At 55.1% G+C, this 16,982-nt stretch carries 15 protein-coding genes; 6 read left to right on the top strand and 9 right to left on the bottom strand.

Translation table 11 applies throughout. From position 1 onward, the window contains the following. Nucleotide 1: 1 nt before the first annotated feature. The 8 genes from corA to lptM form a co-directional block, all read right to left on the bottom strand. Entirely contained in the window at nt 2-952 is a 951-nt protein-coding gene (gene corA / locus NMC31_RS21830; protein WP_015966427.1) for a magnesium/cobalt transporter CorA, read from the bottom strand. A gap of 153 nt (nt 953-1,105) precedes the next feature. Beyond that, nucleotides 1,106-1,162 carry a YsgD/CorL family protein gene (gene ysgD / locus NMC31_RS26200; protein WP_350435819.1) on the bottom strand — a complete coding sequence of 19 codons (57 nt, stop codon included), beginning with the start codon at nt 1,160-1,162 and terminating at the stop codon, nt 1,106-1,108. A gap of 148 nt (nt 1,163-1,310) precedes the next feature. Then, the gene (gene uvrD, locus NMC31_RS21825; RefSeq protein ID WP_015966428.1) at nt 1,311-3,473 is read right to left on the bottom strand and encodes a DNA helicase II; all 2,163 of its coding nucleotides are present in this window, start codon (nt 3,471-3,473) and stop codon (nt 1,311-1,313) included. A gap of 141 nt (nt 3,474-3,614) precedes the next feature. Continuing rightward, nucleotides 3,615-4,331, bottom strand: a complete 717-nt coding sequence (gene yigB / locus NMC31_RS21820; protein WP_253899065.1) for a 5-amino-6-(5-phospho-D-ribitylamino)uracil phosphatase YigB — start codon at nt 4,329-4,331, stop codon at nt 3,615-3,617. Beyond that, on the bottom strand, nt 4,331-5,233 hold the full coding sequence (xerC, locus tag NMC31_RS21815) for a tyrosine recombinase XerC (protein WP_253899064.1): 903 nt from the start codon (nt 5,231-5,233) through the stop codon (nt 4,331-4,333). Before xerC ends, yigB begins: the two co-directional genes overlap by 1 nt. After that, nucleotides 5,230-5,937, bottom strand: a complete 708-nt coding sequence (locus tag NMC31_RS21810) for a DUF484 domain-containing protein (protein WP_149464883.1) — start codon at nt 5,935-5,937, stop codon at nt 5,230-5,232. The genes xerC and NMC31_RS21810 overlap by 4 nt, the downstream gene beginning before the upstream one ends. Next, complete coding sequence (gene dapF / locus NMC31_RS21805) at nt 5,934-6,758, bottom strand: diaminopimelate epimerase (protein ID WP_015966432.1); 825 nt, start codon at nt 6,756-6,758, stop codon at nt 5,934-5,936. The genes NMC31_RS21810 and dapF overlap by 4 nt, the downstream gene beginning before the upstream one ends. A gap of 35 nt (nt 6,759-6,793) precedes the next feature. Further along, the gene (gene lptM / locus NMC31_RS21800; protein WP_149464882.1) at nt 6,794-6,997 is read right to left on the bottom strand and encodes an LPS translocon maturation chaperone LptM; all 204 of its coding nucleotides are present in this window, start codon (nt 6,995-6,997) and stop codon (nt 6,794-6,796) included. A 186-nt stretch (nt 6,998-7,183) separates the two neighbouring features. On the opposite strand from lptM, the gene NMC31_RS21795 reads away from it, so the two are divergent. Together NMC31_RS21795 and cyaY are read left to right on the top strand one after the other, a co-directional pair. Then, nucleotides 7,184-9,211: a hypothetical protein gene (locus NMC31_RS21795; protein ID WP_253899082.1), complete on the top strand. Its 2,028-nt coding sequence runs from the start codon at nt 7,184-7,186 to the stop codon at nt 9,209-9,211. A 47-nt stretch (nt 9,212-9,258) separates the two neighbouring features. Continuing rightward, nucleotides 9,259-9,579, top strand: coding sequence for an iron donor protein CyaY (gene cyaY / locus NMC31_RS21790; RefSeq protein ID WP_253899063.1), 321 nt, complete (start codon nt 9,259-9,261; stop codon nt 9,577-9,579). A gap of 61 nt (nt 9,580-9,640) precedes the next feature. On the opposite strand, the gene cyaA is transcribed toward cyaY, so the two are convergent. Beyond that, entirely contained in the window at nt 9,641-12,187 is a 2,547-nt protein-coding gene (cyaA, locus tag NMC31_RS21785) for a class I adenylate cyclase (RefSeq protein WP_149464880.1), read from the bottom strand. A gap of 360 nt (nt 12,188-12,547) precedes the next feature. On the opposite strand from cyaA, the gene hemC reads away from it, so the two are divergent. The 4 genes from hemC to hemY are packed head-to-tail and all read left to right on the top strand — an operon-like array spanning nt 12,548 to nt 16,636. After that, entirely contained in the window at nt 12,548-13,489 is a 942-nt protein-coding gene (hemC, locus tag NMC31_RS21780; protein ID WP_149464879.1) for a hydroxymethylbilane synthase, read from the top strand. Continuing rightward, on the top strand, nt 13,486-14,226 hold the full coding sequence (gene hemD, locus NMC31_RS21775) for a uroporphyrinogen-III synthase (RefSeq protein ID WP_253899062.1): 741 nt from the start codon (nt 13,486-13,488) through the stop codon (nt 14,224-14,226). The genes hemC and hemD overlap by 4 nt, the downstream gene beginning before the upstream one ends. Nucleotides 14,227-14,246: 20 nt before the next feature. Next, on the top strand, nt 14,247-15,437 hold the full coding sequence (hemX, locus tag NMC31_RS21770; RefSeq protein WP_253899061.1) for a uroporphyrinogen-III C-methyltransferase: 1,191 nt from the start codon (nt 14,247-14,249) through the stop codon (nt 15,435-15,437). A 2-nt stretch (nt 15,438-15,439) separates the two neighbouring features. Further along, nucleotides 15,440-16,636 (top strand): protoheme IX biogenesis protein HemY, encoded by a 1,197-nt coding sequence (gene hemY / locus NMC31_RS21765; protein WP_149464876.1) that lies wholly within the window; start codon nt 15,440-15,442, stop codon nt 16,634-16,636. Nucleotides 16,637-16,982 lie beyond the last annotated feature (346 nt).

Raw genomic sequence — 16,982 nt, 5'->3', positions numbered from 1 at the left:
CTTACAGCCAGTTCTTCCGTTTAAAGTACAGATACGGCGCCAGCCCGGCGAGCATCATAAAGATAATCGCGCCGGGGTAGCCGAAGCTCCACTTCAGTTCCGGCATAAACTCGAAGTTCATCCCATAGCTGGAAGCTACCAGCGTCGGTGGCAGGAAGACCACGGAAACCACCGAGAAGATCTTGATGATGCGGTTCTGTTCGATATTGATAAAGCCCATCGCCGCCTGCATCAGGAAGTTGACCTTCTGGAACAGTGATTCGTTGTGCGGCAGCAGGGATTCGATATCTCGCAGGATCTCGCGCGCCTGCTCCAGTTGCACCGCCGGTAAACGCGCTTTACGCACCAGGAAGTTAAGCGCGCGCTGGGTATCCATCAGACACAAACGCACCTTCCAGCCGATATCTTCCAGTTCTGCCAGCGTGGAAAGCGCCTCATCATATTCATCACCCTGATGACCTTCCATGATGACGCGGCTCAGTTTTTCCAGATCGCTGTAGATGTTTTCAATTTCATCCGCCAGCTGTTCAATCTTGGTTTCAAACAGATCGAGCAGCAGCTCATAGGCGTTTCCGTCCACCATCGACTGGTTACGGGCGCGCATGCGATAGAGACGAAACGCCGGCAGTTCGCGCTCGCGCAGGGTGAAGAGTCGCCCTTCGCGGATGGTGAATGCCACGGTGGAGTTACCTGCGTGATCGTCCGCATCTTCATAGAAGAAGAAGGAGTGGATGTGCAAACCGTCTTCGTCTTCAAAGAAACGCGCGGATGCTTCGATGTCTTCCAGTTCAGGGCGCGTGGCCAGGTTCTGGCCCAATTCCTTTTGCACACGGTTTCGTTCTTCATCGTCGGGTTCGACTAAATCAACCCACACCGAACTGGCGAGATGGCTGATTTCGTCCGCTTCAAGACGCGTTAAACGATTTTTTTCCAGTTGAAATGCGCTCAGCATGACCGGGACTCCCAATGCAAAAAATTATCGGACAGCCGGTGGGCACACAGAAACAAATTGGGTTTCAGACCATTAAACAGCCTGACTCATTGCGACGGGGAAATGACACGAGTCGCCGACAACCGCTAAGGCTATCAGCATAAGAGGATAGCCTTAGGAGTTGTTCCTGAATGACAGGAGAGTGAGCCAGCATCTACTGGGTGTGTCCAAGGCATTTGTCCTCTTAGCGTAATCGTGCGCGCATGTTACGCCAGCAAAAAAACCGCGTCAACACGCAACGGAATGCTAAATGGTAAGATTTACCTCATTCACTGTAAGGCTAGCAGACTCTCAGAAAATAACGATACTTTTCGGACAGTTAGACTGTTTCCAGCTTCGCGTATGCCGCAACCAGCCATTTGATCCCCTGCCCCTGGAACGCGACCTGCAAGCGGCTGTGCTCGCCGCTGCCTTCCAGATTGACAATAGTGCCTTCGCCAAACTTAGCGTGGCGCACGCGCTGGCCGAGTTTATAACCGGTGTCGTTTTCGGAAATCGGCGTCCCCATGCGTTGATGGCTTACCGGACGGCTGACGGTGGCGCGCAGGCGTACCTCTTCCACGCAGTTTTCCGGTAGCTCGCCGATAAAGCGCGATGGACGGTGATAGACCTCTTTACCGTACAAGCGGCGAGTTTCAGCGTAGGTCAGCGTCAGTTTCTGCATCGCACGCGTCACGCCAACGTAGGCAAGACGGCGTTCTTCTTCCAGACGCCCGCCTTCTTCCAGCGACATCTGGCTCGGGAACATGCCCTCTTCCATGCCAACGATGAACACCTGCGGGAACTCCAGACCTTTCGCCGAGTGCAGCGTCATCAACTGCACCGCGTCCTGCCAGGTATCCGCCTGCCCTTCACCCGCTTCCAGCGCGGCATGAGACAGAAACGCCTGTAACGGCATTAAATCTTCGTCTTCTTCGTTGTACGCAAACTGGCGCGTCGCCGTCACCAGTTCGTCTAAGTTTTCGATTCGCGTCTGGCCCTTCTCACCTTTTTCCTGCTCATACATCATACGCAGGCCGGAGTCTTTCACCACGCGGTCTGTCTGCACGTGCAGCGGCATATCCGCCGTTTCCTGAGCCAGCGCATCAATCAGTTCCATAAAACGCTGCAACGCGCTCGCCGCGCGTCCTGCCAGTGCTTTTTCTTGTAATAGCTCGCGGCACGACTGCCACAGCGTAAGCTGACGATCGCGCGAGGTCTGGCGCACCACATCCAGCGTGCGGTCGCCGATACCGCGCGTCGGCGTGTTCACCACGCGCTCAAATGCCGCGTCGTCGTTACGGTTGGCAATCAGGCGCAGATACGAGAGCGCATCTTTGATTTCCTGACGTTCGAAGAAGCGCATACCACCGTAAATACGGTACGGCATGCTCGCCTGCAGTAACGCCTCTTCCAGCACGCGCGACTGGGCGTTGCTGCGATAGAGAATGGCGCACTGGTCCAGCGCGCCGCCGTTGTCCTGCCAGGTTTTGATACGGTTAACCACGAAACGCGCTTCGTCGAGTTCGTTGAAAGCGCAGTAGAGAGAAATCGGCTCGCCGTCCGCACCGTCGGTCCACAGTTTTTTACCCAAGCGCCCGTTGTTGTTTTCGATCAGGGCGTTCGCCGCGCTCAGAATATTGCTGGTAGAACGGTAGTTCTGCTCCAGACGGATTGTTTCTGCACCGGGGAAATCGTTGAGGAAGCGCTGGATGTTTTCTACCTGCGCGCCACGCCAGCCGTAGATTGACTGGTCGTCATCGCCCACAATCATTACTTTACCGGTGTCGCCCGCCAGCAGGCGGATCCACGCGTATTGAATGTTGTTGGTATCCTGGAATTCGTCTACCAGGATATTGGTGAAGCGCTCGCGATAGTGCTGAAGAATGTGCGGCTTGTTAAGCCACAGTTCATGCGCGCGCAGCAGCAACTCGGCGAAATCCACCAGCCCCGCGCGGTCGCACGCTTCCTGATAGGCCTGATAAACTTTCTGCCAGGTTTGTTCAACCGGGTTGCCGTAGCTTTGGATGTGGTGCGGACGTAGCCCTTCGTCTTTCTGGCTGTTGATGTACCACATCGCCTGACGCGGCGGCCACTGCTTCTCGTCGAGGTTCATGGCTTTGATCAGGCGTTTCAACAGGCGCAGCTGATCTTCGCTATCAAGGATTTGGAAATCCTGCGGCAGATTGGCATCCAGGTGGTGCGCGCGCAGTAAGCGGTGCGCCAGCCCGTGGAAGGTGCCGACCCACATGCCGCCCTGCGTGGTGCCCATCAGTTGCCCGATACGGTGACGCATCTCCGCCGCCGCTTTGTTGGTAAACGTTACCGCCATAATGGAGTACGGCGAGCAGTTTTCGACGGTCATCAGCCAGGCGATACGGTGAACCAGTACGCGCGTCTTACCACTGCCCGCCCCAGCCAGCACCAGCATGTTGGTGCGCGAAGCGGCGACGGCTTCGCGCTGTTTGTCATTAAGGCTGTCGAGCAGGTAAGAAACGTCCATTGATGGCACCGCCGCGTTAAGAATAGATAAACTGCGAAATGCCCGGTGGCGCTTCGCTTACCGGGCCTACGTTACCGTAGGGCGGATAAGCGTAGCGCCATCCGCCAAAACCCCTGGAATTTTATACAGAACTATTGAGGATTATATCAGCGAGGTCAGCGATGCCAACCGGGAAATTTCGATATGCGGCAGTAAACGGCTATCAGTCACCTGCATCAGGTCTGCACCTTGCGGTTTGATCCAGCATGCCTGTAACCCGCTGCGAATCGCGCCCGCGACGTCCGTCGTCAGGTCATCGCCCACATGCAGAATGGCGTTAAGCGGCACATCCAGCTTTTCTGCCGCCAGATGGTACATGTCGGCAAATGGCTTCGAGCGGCCATCCGGCCCGGCGCGCAGCACAAACTTAAAATAACCGTTCAGGCCAAACAGCTCCGGCTGGGCATTGCCATTGGTGATCGCCACCAGCGGCCATTTTTCCGCAAGCTTTGCCAGCGTATCGTGCGTTTCCTGCGGCACATCAATTCGGCTGCGCCATTGCGCGAAATTGGCCATCGCCGCGTTAGCGCCAATCGCCGCTTCCTGCGCGGTTAAGCCCGCGTTGAGCATGCCCAGTTCCAGTGCGCGGCGACGCCATTCGGTGACATCGTGATAAATTTCCGGCTCCGCTTTACGTAGCGCGTCGCGCAGTTGCTGTAAATCGCGGTTTTCGAAATGGCACAGTGCCGGATGATAGCTGCGCACAAACGCCAGCGATTCCTGCTGGGTGCGATCAATCACCGGATGGTTGTCGTAAAGGGTATCATCCAGGTCAAACGTCAGTGCGGCGATGTGGCCCAGTGGTCGGTAAAAACGCATTATTTCCCCCGTTTAGCGCGTGGATGCGCGGCATCGTACACCGAGGCGAGGTGTTGAAAATCAAGATGGGTATAGATTTGGGTAGTCGAGAGATTGGCGTGCCCCAACAGCTCCTGCACACCGCGCAGATCGCCGCTCGACTCCAGCATGTGGGTCGCGAATGAGTGGCGCAGCTTGTGCGGATGCACGTGACTGTTCAGGCCCTGCTTAATGCCCCACTCGGCAAACCGCTTTTGGACGTTACGCGCTGAGATACGTTTCCCCAGTTTGGAAAGAAACAGCGCGTCATCGTCGCTACCAAACAGCCCACGTAAATCGAGCCAGTGCTCAATCCACGCCACCGCGTTGCGACCAATGGGCAGGCGGCGCTCTTTGCTGCCTTTGCCCATCACCCATACTTCCCCGGTGTCGAGGTCGAGATGTTTGATATCCAGGTTCACCAGTTCAGAAAGACGCAGGCCCGCGCCGTACATGACTTCGAGCATCGCGCGGTCGCGTACCGCCAGTGGATCGTTAATATCGATATCCAGCAGGCGATTGACGTCATCGACGTCGATATTTTTTGGCAGATGACGCGGGGTTTTTGGCGCGGAGATCCCTTTTGCCGGATTCGCGGGCAGCTCGCCCTGGCTCACCATCCAGTCAAAAAAGCTGCGCAACGCCGACAGGCGTAACGCCAGGCTGGCGGCCCCCAGCCCTTTTCGGCGACTGCGGGTGGCAAAGCTGCGCACCATGGCAGCATCACATTGTTGCCAACGCTTCAGGCCCATCTGCTGGGCCAGTTCAATGATGGCATCAAGCTGACGCTGATAATTAAGAAGCGTAATCGGGCTAAGCTGGCGCTCGACGCCCAGATAACGCAGAAAACGCGTTACTGCCGCAGAGAGAAGTTCGTCATTCATGCGCGCTCAATCCAGCGCTCCAGCAGACCTGGCAGCATCAGCGCCACTTCCTGTAGCAGTTGCGTACCCTGCCCGGCTTCATAGTGATGCGCATCGCGGCTGGTAAACAGAATCACGCCCAGATCGGCGTCGCTGCCCATCATCGACATCGCCACCGAGCCAACGGCTTTCGCCTCCGGTAGCACCACCAGCAGTTCAGGGCCGTTCAACGTGCCCAGATAGTGATGCGCCTGACCAAGACGCTGAATACGCAGCGGTTCAAACGCCTGACGTGACAGCACCAGTTGGGTGTATTTCGACGGTGCGCCCAGACGCCAGCGATCGGCAAAGAGACGAATCGACGCACCCGCAAGGCCCAGATCGCGTGCCCAGCGGTGAAAGCGCAACAGCAAATCGTCGAGACTTTCCGCGCTCGCCAGGCGATTTTGCAGATGCAGCAAACGGTAGAACAGCCCTTCGTTAGCCGTCGCCTGCTCCATCAGCAGCGACATGTTCTCTTCAAGCGTATGAATATGATTACGCGCGCGCGCCATGTGCCACTCAACCAGCGACACGGTACCGCGCACCGGGTGTGGAACACGCATCTGTTCCACGACCGCAGCGTTACGTATAAAGAATTCAGGATGTTGCAACAGATAATCCACGACAGCGCGATCGTCGAGCGCGCTTAATGCTTCCTGCTGTTCTTCCCCGACGTGTTTCATAAGTGAATAAATCCGTCATAGACGTGTGCCGCCGGGCCAGTCATATACAACGGTTGACCCGGGCCTCTCCAGGCGATATCCAGACGTCCGCCCGGTAACTCCACGCGAACCTCTTCGTCCAGTAGCCCCTGCTGGATACCCACAGCCACCGCCGCACAAGCGCCGCTGCCGCAAGCCTGCGTCTCACCCGCGCCGCGCTCATAGACGCGTAAACGGATGTGATCGCGTTTAACCACCTGCATAAAACCGATGTTGGCGCGTTCCGGAAAGCGATCGTGGCTTTCCATCACCGGGCCCAGCGACTCAACCGCCGCCGTTTCAACATCATCGACCTGAATCACGCAGTGCGGGTTACCCATCGAGACCACGCCGCACAATACTGTCTGCTCGGCCGCTCGCATAATATAGGTCTTTTCCGCTTTGTTGGCGCGGAACGGCACCTGCGAAGGCTCGAAATTCGGTTCGCCCATATTCACGCGAACCAGATCGTCGTCCGTCACACTTAATACCATACGCCCGTTGGCGGTGCTGACGCGAATGTCACGTTTATTGGTCAGGCCTTTCAGACGCACGAAGCGCGCAAAGCAGCGCGCCCCGTTGCCACATTGCGACACTTCGCTGCCATCGGCATTGAAGATACGATAGTGGAAATCGAGATCGGGATCGTAAGGCGGTTCGACGACCAGCAGTTGGTCAAAGCCGACGCCCAGATGCCTGTCCGCCAGACGACGAATCAATTCCGGCGAGAAAAACACATTCTGCGTCACCGCGTCGACGACCATAAAATCGTTGCCAAGGCCATGCATTTTAGAGAACTGCATTATCTACTCCAGTTACGCGGAACAGAACGGTGATATCAATAGTTAACCTGCGTCGGGCCGCCGTCATCACCGCGATCGTTACGATCCGGCGATTCCGTTTGGATCTGGCTATCCACGGGCTTGGTCGGCGTCGGCGCCGTTTTATCAGCCGGTGGGAAATAGAGCGGGCCTTTAAGGCCGCAACCGGTAAGGCTAAACAGCACAGCCAACACGGCCAGCGGTCGGAAAATGTTCTTCATTCCAGGGTACCTGTAGTTCAAGACTTTCTGCTTTCTATCATCGCAGGAGAAGGCGTAAAAGCAAGCGTTTAGCATCTCTTTATGGAATCCGAAAAGCAGCGGATTGTCATGATTGTAACGTATTCAGGTTGGGGAATAGGGTTTACTTGGGGTTTTGTGGATGATGTACCTCACCAGGATGGCTTTATGCGATATCGCAATATGGTTTGTTTGTTGTCTTGTTTGTTGTTCTTTGCGCCTGCATGGGGATGTCGGCTTTCCGCGCCTGAACATAATATTTACCAGAAACAGGGAAAAGGCGTGGTGTACCTGCGCCCTTATCAGAAAACAAATCTTTCTCTACCTGACGTGAAATACAAGAGATTGCGTCGTTTACCCAATTTATTAATAGACCCGACAGCACTAGACGAATGGGATAAAGAACCTCCTCTGACCGATCTGACAACCGACTATCTCTATAAAGGCGCACAAGCCTGGTATCCTCATTATTCCTGGCATAGCGATGGTCGCTATATCCTCTACGCAGGTGAAGTTGTGCAAAACCCTCCCGGCACTCCTCCCGTCGATGTCGCCTCGTTCAAGGCATGGGGTGATTTTGCCGCAGATAAACACAGTCTCTATTTCGAAGGCAAGCGCACCGATGACAATGGCGGAGAAAATAGTTTAGATATCAAAACGCTGCATCAGGTGAAATTCCGTTTCCCCTGGAAACCTGACGTTCTGGGGCTGATATTACGTGACGCTAATTTCTTATATGTTGATGGACATCGCCTCGCTGACCCCGAGAGTTTTCGCGTGCTGGCGCAAAAGTCCTGGGATCAGCGAGGAAAGTTTTACACCACGTTTAACCCCTGCGTTGCCGTACCATTTGGCCCCTGGGATACATTAGCCCGTACACACACGGAAATGATGATCAACGGCGAACAGCTTGATGCCGACCCGGAGACATTTACTGTCGTACGCTGGATGCCCGGTTCGTTATTAACCTGGCGAGATAAAAGCGGCCTGCACCGGAAGGTGCTGAATCAGGGAAATCTGGACAAAGATAGGGCAAATAGCTGCGCGGCGTTCAATTTGCAGGAACACTCTGTTTCATGGCGCAAAGGGCCAGAATGCCAGCAAGAAGTCCTACCCGACCTCGATCCAGAACAATTTCATCCTCTTAGTAATACCGTCGCGCAGTATCAGGACAAGCTGTACACCATCAAAAAAACGGAATTTGGCGAAAACAGGCTGGATATCATCACGCTGGATAATCCTGCTTTGGTGATAGATAAACGCTTTAACGCGGGAAGAACTCACGGCTATTTACTGACCAAATTACAAGTTCGTGGTGAAGAAGAAGATGGTCTCCAGGTATTCGAGTCCTCCGGGCCGCTTATCCTGATGGATTATCGTGTTCCTGACGAGCGTGAGGCTCACCTTAGCGATAGCCCCCATTACAAGAAATGGTATGCACACGACGATCGTTATGTTTACGCATTCGATGGCTCACAGCTTTGGCGCTACCCAACACCCAATACCAGGGCCGTGCGGGTGAACTGGGAAACCGGACATTCAGGATATGGCTATTGGGCAGACTACCGTAGTGGAGAGTTAGACGGCAGACTTCTTGAGGATGGTGCGTTTATTCCAACGGGAATCCCCTATAACTCATCCGTTAACATTGCTCAATATTCTGATGGGGAGAGCGCTTTCCTCGTCGGCGAAAACGATGTTAGCTGGCGTAAGCTTCGCTCTACAGACCAGCAATGGAGTCAATGGGAGAAACTCCCCGATATTGACCCAAAAGCATTTCACCCCATCACCGATCGTATCGCGCAGTACAAAAATACTCTGTACATTGCGAAATTGTCTCCTTTTGGTGAAGACACCCTGGAAACCCTAACGCTCGACTCTTCTGCACCTTTCCTGAAACAACGCATTAACGCCGGGAAAGACCATGGCTACTTTATGCGCTCTTCCCGATTACGCGACGATATTCAAATTTTTGCCATTGATGGACCACTGAAGACCACAGAGCGTTTCGCTTATGACAATCGCTATGTTTATACCTGGATCGGTAGCCAACTTTATCGAACCGCGTCGCCCTGTCCGGCAAAGACACGTAATCTGAATCAGAACATGTTTTCATCCAATGATGACATCATCATCCTGAAGACGGATGAAGAGTGCCGCAAGGCACCAGACATTGAGCAAACTTTGAAGCCCTGACACCATGCCGCTATACTGCCGCCATCACTTAAAAACGGGAAACAACAATGAACGACAGTGAATTTCATCGCCTTGCCGACACCCTGTGGATGACCATTGAAGAGCGTCTGGATGATTGGGATGGCGACAGCGATATCGACTGCGAAATCAACGGCGGTGTGCTGACCATCAGCTTTGAGAACGGCAGTAAAATCATTATCAACCGTCAGGAACCGCTGCACCAGGTGTGGCTGGCAACCAAACAGGGCGGCTACCATTTTGACCTGAAAGGCGATGAGTGGATTTGCGATCGCAGCGGCGAAACCTTCTGGGATTTACTGGAACAGGCGGCAACGCAGCAGGCGGGGGAGACGGTGAGTTTCCGCTGAGTTTTATTGCCGGATGCGGCCACGCCTTATCCGGCCTGCCGTAACCAACGGCGCGCAATACTTACGAAAAATACTGCTGCAACAGCGGCGCGTCGTTATCCTGGTTACTCGGCGGGATAGTGCCAATCGCCTGGCTGCGGTAAGGAATAACTTGCGCGCGGCCATCCACTTTCACAATCTGGTAGAACTGCGGCAGGTTGAAGTTGATAAAGCTTGAGCCGTAGGTAAAGCGATCGTGCGAAGACGAGTAGAAGCGGCTGACGTCGCGCACCAGCTCCTCTTTGCTGCCTTCACAGTGGTGATACACTTCCGCGCGGTTGGTTTCATCCAGAATGTAGATGTTAAAGCCCTGCTCTTCGCCGGAATCCTCAAAGAAGAACTGAATGATCCCTTCGCTGGCAAAGCCATCCACCACCTGCGGCAGTTTGACGTGGTTGGTTTCCACCTGCACCGACAAACCATGTAGTTTGTTGTGCGAGATAGCGCCATAGAACTCGATGGCGTTTTCCAGCTTCTGCACCGAGACGTTCAGGCGTTCGAAGAACAGGCCCCAGGTTTGGCCGGAGACGCGTAGCGCTTTGAAGCGCCCGGTTTCCTGGCGCGTGCTGGAAAGGCGCAGGTCGATACATTCCGAAACCAGCTGCTGGACACGGGTACGAATCAGGCCGCGTAAATGTTGGCTATAGCAGAACACTTCCACGCTATCCGGCGGAGCGGCGTCCTGATGCATTTTGCCAAGAATCGTTTTCAGCGCTTCAATCATCGCCTGCTCGCCGTTGAAGTGCAGCGTACGCACCTCATTCCACGAGTTGCGATACAGCAGGTCAACGCTGCCGACGAGGCAGTTTTGTTCTTCGCCAAAGCTGAAGACATCGAGCTTACGGAAGTCGAAATGGACGACCTGATTGCGGAAAGCCGCCGTCGGGTCATATTCCAGGTTGACGATAATCGCCAGATGACGAATTTCGCACGGGCTGTAGAGCGCTTTTGGTGTCGGCGCTGGCAGGCGCAGTGGGAAGTGATGGGAAACATCCGCCACCATCTCCTGCAATTTTGCCAGGTCGACAATACCGTTGCCCTTAATAAACAGGCGGGTGCGTGAAGTCAGCAAGCCGTTAAACCAGGCCCAGGCCACCAGCTTATTAAGATAGCGGTTATATTCCAGCGGCTGATGGCTGACGATCGCTTCCATATTCGGCGCGCGGTTGTAGAGATACCAACCGGTACGGTTGGCACGGCCCGGCGGCACGTGGATGAAGGTCAGGTTCGGCTCGGAAAGATCCGGTGAAATCTGCGGGTTAACCAGCGTCACTTTGCCCGGCAGCGCTTCAAACGCCGCATACAGTTTACGGGTCAGCACCCCGATATCCTGCGGGCTGGCGGAGACGCTCAGGTTGTTGCGGCGCGCGAAGCGGATCAGGTTACGGTAGCTCTGCATCATCGCGTCGAGCAATTCGTTGTGCGCCTCGCGCACCTGATCGATTTTCCAGTTAGCCCGGTTATCCAGCATGGCGAGACGTTCTTCGTCCCAGCCCCACTCTTTCACCAGTTGGCTGACCACTTCACGACGCCAGCCAACGCACGCGCGTTCGCGGCTCAGCTTTTCGCACACTTTCAGATAGAAGCAGCGGCGTACAAGGTCAAGACGCGTATCATCGTCAATCGCTTTGAGGTAGTCGGTAACGCGTTCCAGCATCATGCAGTAGGAGTCGAGACCAAATGAAACGATCTCTCCATCGTGCAGGCGCTGTTTGATATCTTTCGCCAACAGACGCGTATTGGGATATTCCCAGGAGTAGGCTTCCAGCAGCAGGGTTTTCAGCACCGCTTTGTACGGTGAGTCGATACTCTTATACAGCTGCCACAGGCTGGCGCCAAAGTACTCTTCCGCCGACAGCGAACTCAACCCGCCAAGGTCGAGCCACTCGTTCGGCGTCAGCACACCCTGCGCGTAGAGCGTCATGACGTAGTCGTCGTAATGCTCTTCTTCTTCGCACGGCACCATATTCCACAGAATACGTTTCCCCGCGAGGCGCACGGCAGTGCGATAAAATTCATCCAGCAGCAAGATGTGCTGGGTTGAGCCGCAGTCTTCGCCGCCCAGGCTGCCGCTTTCGTTATGACGGAAGCGGTTTTCGTCGATCAGGAAGAAGCTGACTTCCACGCCAAGCGACGCGGCCCAGCTTTCCAGCAGGCTGCATTTGCGTTGCAGAAGTTGACGTTCGTCGTTATCGAGCCAGGACTGGTGACACACCCAGATATCGAGGTCAGAAGAGCAGCTTTGCCCAACGGACGAGGTGCTGCCCATTGAGTAGACGCCGGTTATCGGCAGCTCGCCTTTTGGCGAGGCCTGCGGCGGCATACCACGATGCAGTTCAAGTTCGTCGAGGTAGTGGCGTTGAGTTTCATCAGGCGTGTAGAGGCAAATGCCTTTGGGAACGTTACCGTCGAGGTAACCCGGCATCAGTGGGTGATGATAATGTAATAATGTCGGCAGCAGACTGTAAACCTGTTGGAAGGCAGGTCCCATGGCAGCAAGCGCGCGATCCACACGCAGTTGATTGATGGCATCCAGTCTCTGTTTCAGTGTCTCAATATAGAGGTACAAGACATATCGCCTGATGTTCAAAACCTGGCGTAGCGCCCGTAAAGGGAAGTACGGAGGTTTTTAGAATTTCAACAAGAATCGTGGCCTTTGTCGCCCGTCCTTATGATTATGGTGGTGCGGACGAACAAATGGTTTAAAACGTGATCAATTTAACACCTTGCTGGTTGACCGTAAAGAAAGTTGCACTACATACAAGTGTAGCACCGTTTGTTATCTGTAAATTCCACAATACGTTTAGGACTATATTGGAAACTTCCAGAAAATACGGGCCACCCTGACATTACCCAAACACCGTGAAAACTAACATCATTAAAGCAACAATGTTAGGATGGGCCGTGGACGACAATGACGGTAACAAGCATGTTAGACAAAGTTTTGAGAATTGCCACACGCCAAAGTCCCCTTGCACTTTGGCAGGCACACTATGTTAAAGATCGCCTGATGGCCTGTCATCCGGGGCTTACGGTTGAACTCGTGCCGCTGGTGACCCGCGGCGATGTGATCCTGGATACCCCGCTGGCAAAAGTGGGCGGTAAAGGGCTTTTTGTAAAGGAGCTTGAGCTGGCATTGCTGGAAAACCGGGCCGATATCGCCGTTCACTCCATGAAAGATGTTCCCGTCGACTTCCCTGAAGGCCTGGGTCTGGTGACTATTTGCGAGCGTGAAGATCCGCGCGATGCATTCGTCTCCAACCACTATGCCTCACTGGACGATTTACCGGCAGGCAGCATCGTCGGCACTTCCAGCCTGCGTCGCCAGTGCCAGATTGCAGAATATCGTCCCGATTTAGAGATTCGCTCCCTGCGCGGCAACGTCGGCACGCGTCTTGGAAAACTGGATAACGGCGATTACGACGCCATTATTCTGGCCGTCGCCGGTCTGAAACGTCTGAAACTTGACGCTCGCATTCGACAGGCGATGCCGCCTGAGCAATCATTACCGGCTGTCGGCCAGGGTGCTGTCGGCATCGAATGCCGCCTGGACGATGACGTTACGCGTACGCTGCTGGCACCGCTTAACGATGCGCCAACCGCCACCCGCGTAACGGCAGAACGCGCCATGAACACACGTCTGGAAGGCGGCTGTCAGGTTCCAATTGGCAGCTACGCCGAACTGACTGACGGCGAACTGTGGCTACGTGCGCTGGTTGGCGCGCCGGATGGTTCACAGATGGTGCGCGGCGAACGACGCGGGAAGCCTGAAGACGCTGAACGCATGGGCGTTGAGCTCGCTGAGGAACTGTTGAACAACGGTGCGCGCGACATCCTCACCGCCGTTTACAACGGAGAGAAGCCCGAATGAGTATCCTGGTCACCCGCCCATCTCCAAAAGGAGAAGAATTAGTGAGCCGTTTGCGCGCACTGGGGCGAGTGGCCTGGAGCTTTCCGCTGATTGAAATCACCCCCGGTCGCGAACTTGAGCGCCTCTCTCCCGCACTGAACACCCTGCGCTCTGATGATTTGCTCTTCGCGTTATCGCCACACGCTGTCTCTTTTGCTCAGTCTCAATTGCAGCAACAGGGCCAGCACTGGCCGCAACAAGCGGCCTGTTTCGCCATTGGGCGCAGCACCGCGGTGGCGTTGCATCAGGTGAGCGGCTGCCAGGTGCGGTATCCTTTGGATCGGGAAATCAGCGAAGTCTTGCTACAATTACCTGAATTACAAAATATTGCGGGTAAGAAAGCGCTCATCTTACGCGGCAATGGCGGGCGTGAACTGTTAGGCGAAACGCTGGCCGCACGCGGCGCTGAAGTCACATTCTGTGAATGTTATCAACGCAGCGCTGTTCATTATGATGGCGCGGAAGAAGCCATGCGCTGGCAGAAACGTGAGGTGTCGACCCTCGTCGTCACCAGCGGGGAAATGCTACACCAACTTTGGGCACTCATTCCGCAATGGTATCGCGAGCACTGGCTGCTGCGCTGCCGTTTGCTGGTTGTCAGTGAGCGTCTTGCACAACTGGCCCGGGAGCTGGGCTGGCAGGAAATTCAGGTTGCCGATAGCGCTGACAACGATGCGCTGCTGCGCGCACTACAATAACTTCAAAACTGGAAGCCATAATGACGGATCAAAAAGAAAACTCCGCCGTGGTTGAAGAGACCAGGGAGGCCGTGGTGACCACGCCACAGCCAGAAGCACAAAAACCCACTGACGCCGACAAGAAAACCGGCGGCGCGAAAACCAGCCTGCTGCTAAGCGCCGTGGCGATCGCGATAGCGCTGGCGGCGGGCGTGGGGCTGTATGGCTGGGGAAAACAGCAGGCCGTAAATCAAACCACCGCCAACGACACGCTGGCGAATCAACTCGTCGCGCTGCAAAAAGCGCAGGACGACCAAAAAACGCAATTCGACACCCTGCTGAAACAGCAGGCCGCACAGCTTGCCGAGGCGCAAAACCAGCGCGATACGCTGGCGAAGCAACTGGATGAAGTGCAGCAAAAAGTAGCGGCCATCTCCGGGACCGATGCGAAAACCTGGCTGCTGGCACAGTCCGACTTCCTCGTGAAGCTGGCAGGCCGCAAGCTGTGGAGCGATCAGGATGTCACCACCGCCGCCGCGCTGCTAAAAAGCGCCGACGCCAGCCTGGCCGATATGAACGACCCGAGCCTGATTAGCGCCCGTCGCGCCATCACCGAAGATATCGCCAGCCTGGGCGCCGTTTCTCAGGTGGACTACGACGGTATCATCCTGAAAGTGAATCAGTTGGCGAATCAGGTGGATAACCTGCGTCTGGCGGACAACAACACCGACGACTCACCAATGGATGCCGACAGCGATGAGCTCTCCAGCTCAATTAACGAATGGCGCGTGAATCTGCAAAAAAGCTGGCAGAACTTTATGGACAGCTTTATTACCATTCGCCGTCGTGATGAAACCGCTGTGCCATTGTTAGCGCCGAATCAGGACGTCTACCTGCGCGAAAACATTCGCTCTCGTCTGTTAGTCGCGGCGCAGGCTGTACCGCGTCATCAGGAAGAGACTTACAAACAGGCGCTGGATAACGTGTCGACGTGGGTTCGCGCCTACTACGATACCGACGATGCCACCACGAAAAGCTTCCTTGATGACGTAGACAAACTCAGTCAGCAGAGCATCACCATGAACGTGCCGGAAACGCTGCAAAGCCAGCCGATTCTGGAAAAACTGATGCAGACGCGCGTGCGTAATCTGATGGCGCAGCCCGCTGCTGCCGCACCGGCCGCACCGGCTGAAACGACAGCGCCCGCCCCTGCCGCGCCTCAAGGAGAGTAATTATGTTGAAAGTCTTATTACTCTTCGCACTGTTGATCGCCGGGATCGTCGTCGGCCCAATGATCGCCGGGCACCAGGGTTACGTCCTGATCCAAACGGATAACTACAACGTGGAAACCAGCGTCACCGGGTTAGTGATCATTATGATCCTTATCATGGTGGTGCTGTTTGCCCTCGAATGGGTTCTGCGCCGCATCTTCCGCACCGGTGCGCATACGCGCGGCTGGTTCGTGGGCCGTAAACGCCGCCGTGCGCGTAAACAAACGGAACAGGCGCTGCTCAAACTGGCGGAGGGCGATTATCAGCAGGTTGAGAAGCTGATGGCGAAAAACGCCGATCACGCGGAACAGCCGGTGGTTAACTATCTGCTGGCCGCCGAGGCCGCACAACAGCGCGGTGATGAAGCGCGTGCTAACCAGCATCTGCAACGTGCGGAAGAGAATGCCGGCAATGACTTGATTCCGGTTGAAATCACTCGCGTGCGTTTACAGCTGGCGCGTAATGAAGATCACGCCGCACGCCACGGTGTCGATAAGTTACTGGAAATTACGCCGCGTCATCCGGAAGTCCTTCGTCTCGCTGAGCAGGCTTACATCCGCACCGGCGCATGGAGTTCGCTGCTGGACATCATCCCGTCGATGGCGAAAGCGAACGTGGGCGATGAAGCCCATCGTACATTGCTCGAGCAGCAGGCGTGGATTGGCTTAATGGATAAAGCGCGTGCCGACGAGGGCAGTGATGGGTTGCGGAACTGGTGGAAAAATCAGAGCCGTAAAACTCGCCACGAAGTGCCGCTTCAGGTGGCCATGGCGGAGCACTTAATTGAGTGTGACGATCATGACACCGCGCAGCAGATCATCATTGACGGGCTGAAACGTCAGTATGACGATCGTCTGGTACTGCTGATCCCGCGTTTGCGCACCAATAACCCGGAACAGCTGGAAAAAATGCTGCGCCAGCAGATCAAGAGCGTTGGCGATCGCCCGCTGCTGTGGAGCACGCTGGGTCAATCGCTGATGAAGCACGGCGAGTGGCAGGAAGCCAGCATCGCGTTCCGCGCTGCGCTTAAACAGCGCCCGGATGCCTTCGACTATGCCTGGCTTGCCGACACGCTTGACCGTTTGAAGAAGCCGGAAGAAGCAGCGGCCATGCGCCGCGATGGGTTGATGCTTACGTTGCAAAATAACCCGCCGCAATAATCACTGCTTCAGGGGGCCATCCGGCCCCTTTTTTTATCCATAAAAAAACGCCTGCTCACAGGAGCAGGCGTTAAAACAGGTCTTTATGACAACAATGGGTGCTTCACTCAACGTTATGTCCATGGTGTCTGATGAGGCCTAAGCGACATCTGTCATCGGACGATAAGCACCGTAAACGGCTCTGCGTCATTCCTGAGTTTATGAGGCCAGAAGGCGAGCATAAGAGATGGAATGAGCATCTACGGCGCGCATTATTGCACACACTTTGACACAAAATCATCCCCTTTATGAAGGAATGGGATTTTTCTGTACAAAAAGCACCCACCACGAGAATGACCAACTATTT

Origin of the sequence: Pseudocitrobacter vendiensis, assembly GCF_943590815.1 — a bacterium.
Classification (GTDB): domain Bacteria; phylum Pseudomonadota; class Gammaproteobacteria; order Enterobacterales; family Enterobacteriaceae; genus Pseudocitrobacter; species Pseudocitrobacter vendiensis.
The sequence above is the reverse complement of the archived record's forward strand: the minus strand, read 5'-3'. Positions and strand labels throughout refer to the sequence as shown.

Coding starts and splice junctions, on each gene's coding strand:
- corA (WP_015966427.1), bottom strand. CDS start 952: ATGCTGAGCGCATTTCAACTGGAAAAAAATCGTTTAACGCGTCTTGAA.
- uvrD (WP_015966428.1), bottom strand. CDS start 3,473: ATGGACGTTTCTTACCTGCTCGACAGCCTTAATGACAAACAGCGCGAA.
- yigB (WP_253899065.1), bottom strand. CDS start 4,331: ATGCGTTTTTACCGACCACTGGGCCACATCGCCGCACTGACGTTTGAC.
- xerC (WP_253899064.1), bottom strand. CDS start 5,233: ATGAATGACGAACTTCTCTCTGCGGCAGTAACGCGTTTTCTGCGTTAT.
- NMC31_RS21810 (WP_149464883.1), bottom strand. CDS start 5,937: ATGAAACACGTCGGGGAAGAACAGCAGGAAGCATTAAGCGCGCTCGAC.
- dapF (WP_015966432.1), bottom strand. CDS start 6,758: ATGCAGTTCTCTAAAATGCATGGCCTTGGCAACGATTTTATGGTCGTC.
- lptM (WP_149464882.1), bottom strand. CDS start 6,997: ATGAAGAACATTTTCCGACCGCTGGCCGTGTTGGCTGTGCTGTTTAGC.
- NMC31_RS21795 (WP_253899082.1), top strand. CDS start 7,184: ATGCGATATCGCAATATGGTTTGTTTGTTGTCTTGTTTGTTGTTCTTT.
- cyaY (WP_253899063.1), top strand. CDS start 9,259: ATGAACGACAGTGAATTTCATCGCCTTGCCGACACCCTGTGGATGACC.
- hemC (WP_149464879.1), top strand. CDS start 12,548: ATGTTAGACAAAGTTTTGAGAATTGCCACACGCCAAAGTCCCCTTGCA.
- hemD (WP_253899062.1), top strand. CDS start 13,486: ATGAGTATCCTGGTCACCCGCCCATCTCCAAAAGGAGAAGAATTAGTG.
- hemX (WP_253899061.1), top strand. CDS start 14,247: ATGACGGATCAAAAAGAAAACTCCGCCGTGGTTGAAGAGACCAGGGAG.
- hemY (WP_149464876.1), top strand. CDS start 15,440: ATGTTGAAAGTCTTATTACTCTTCGCACTGTTGATCGCCGGGATCGTC.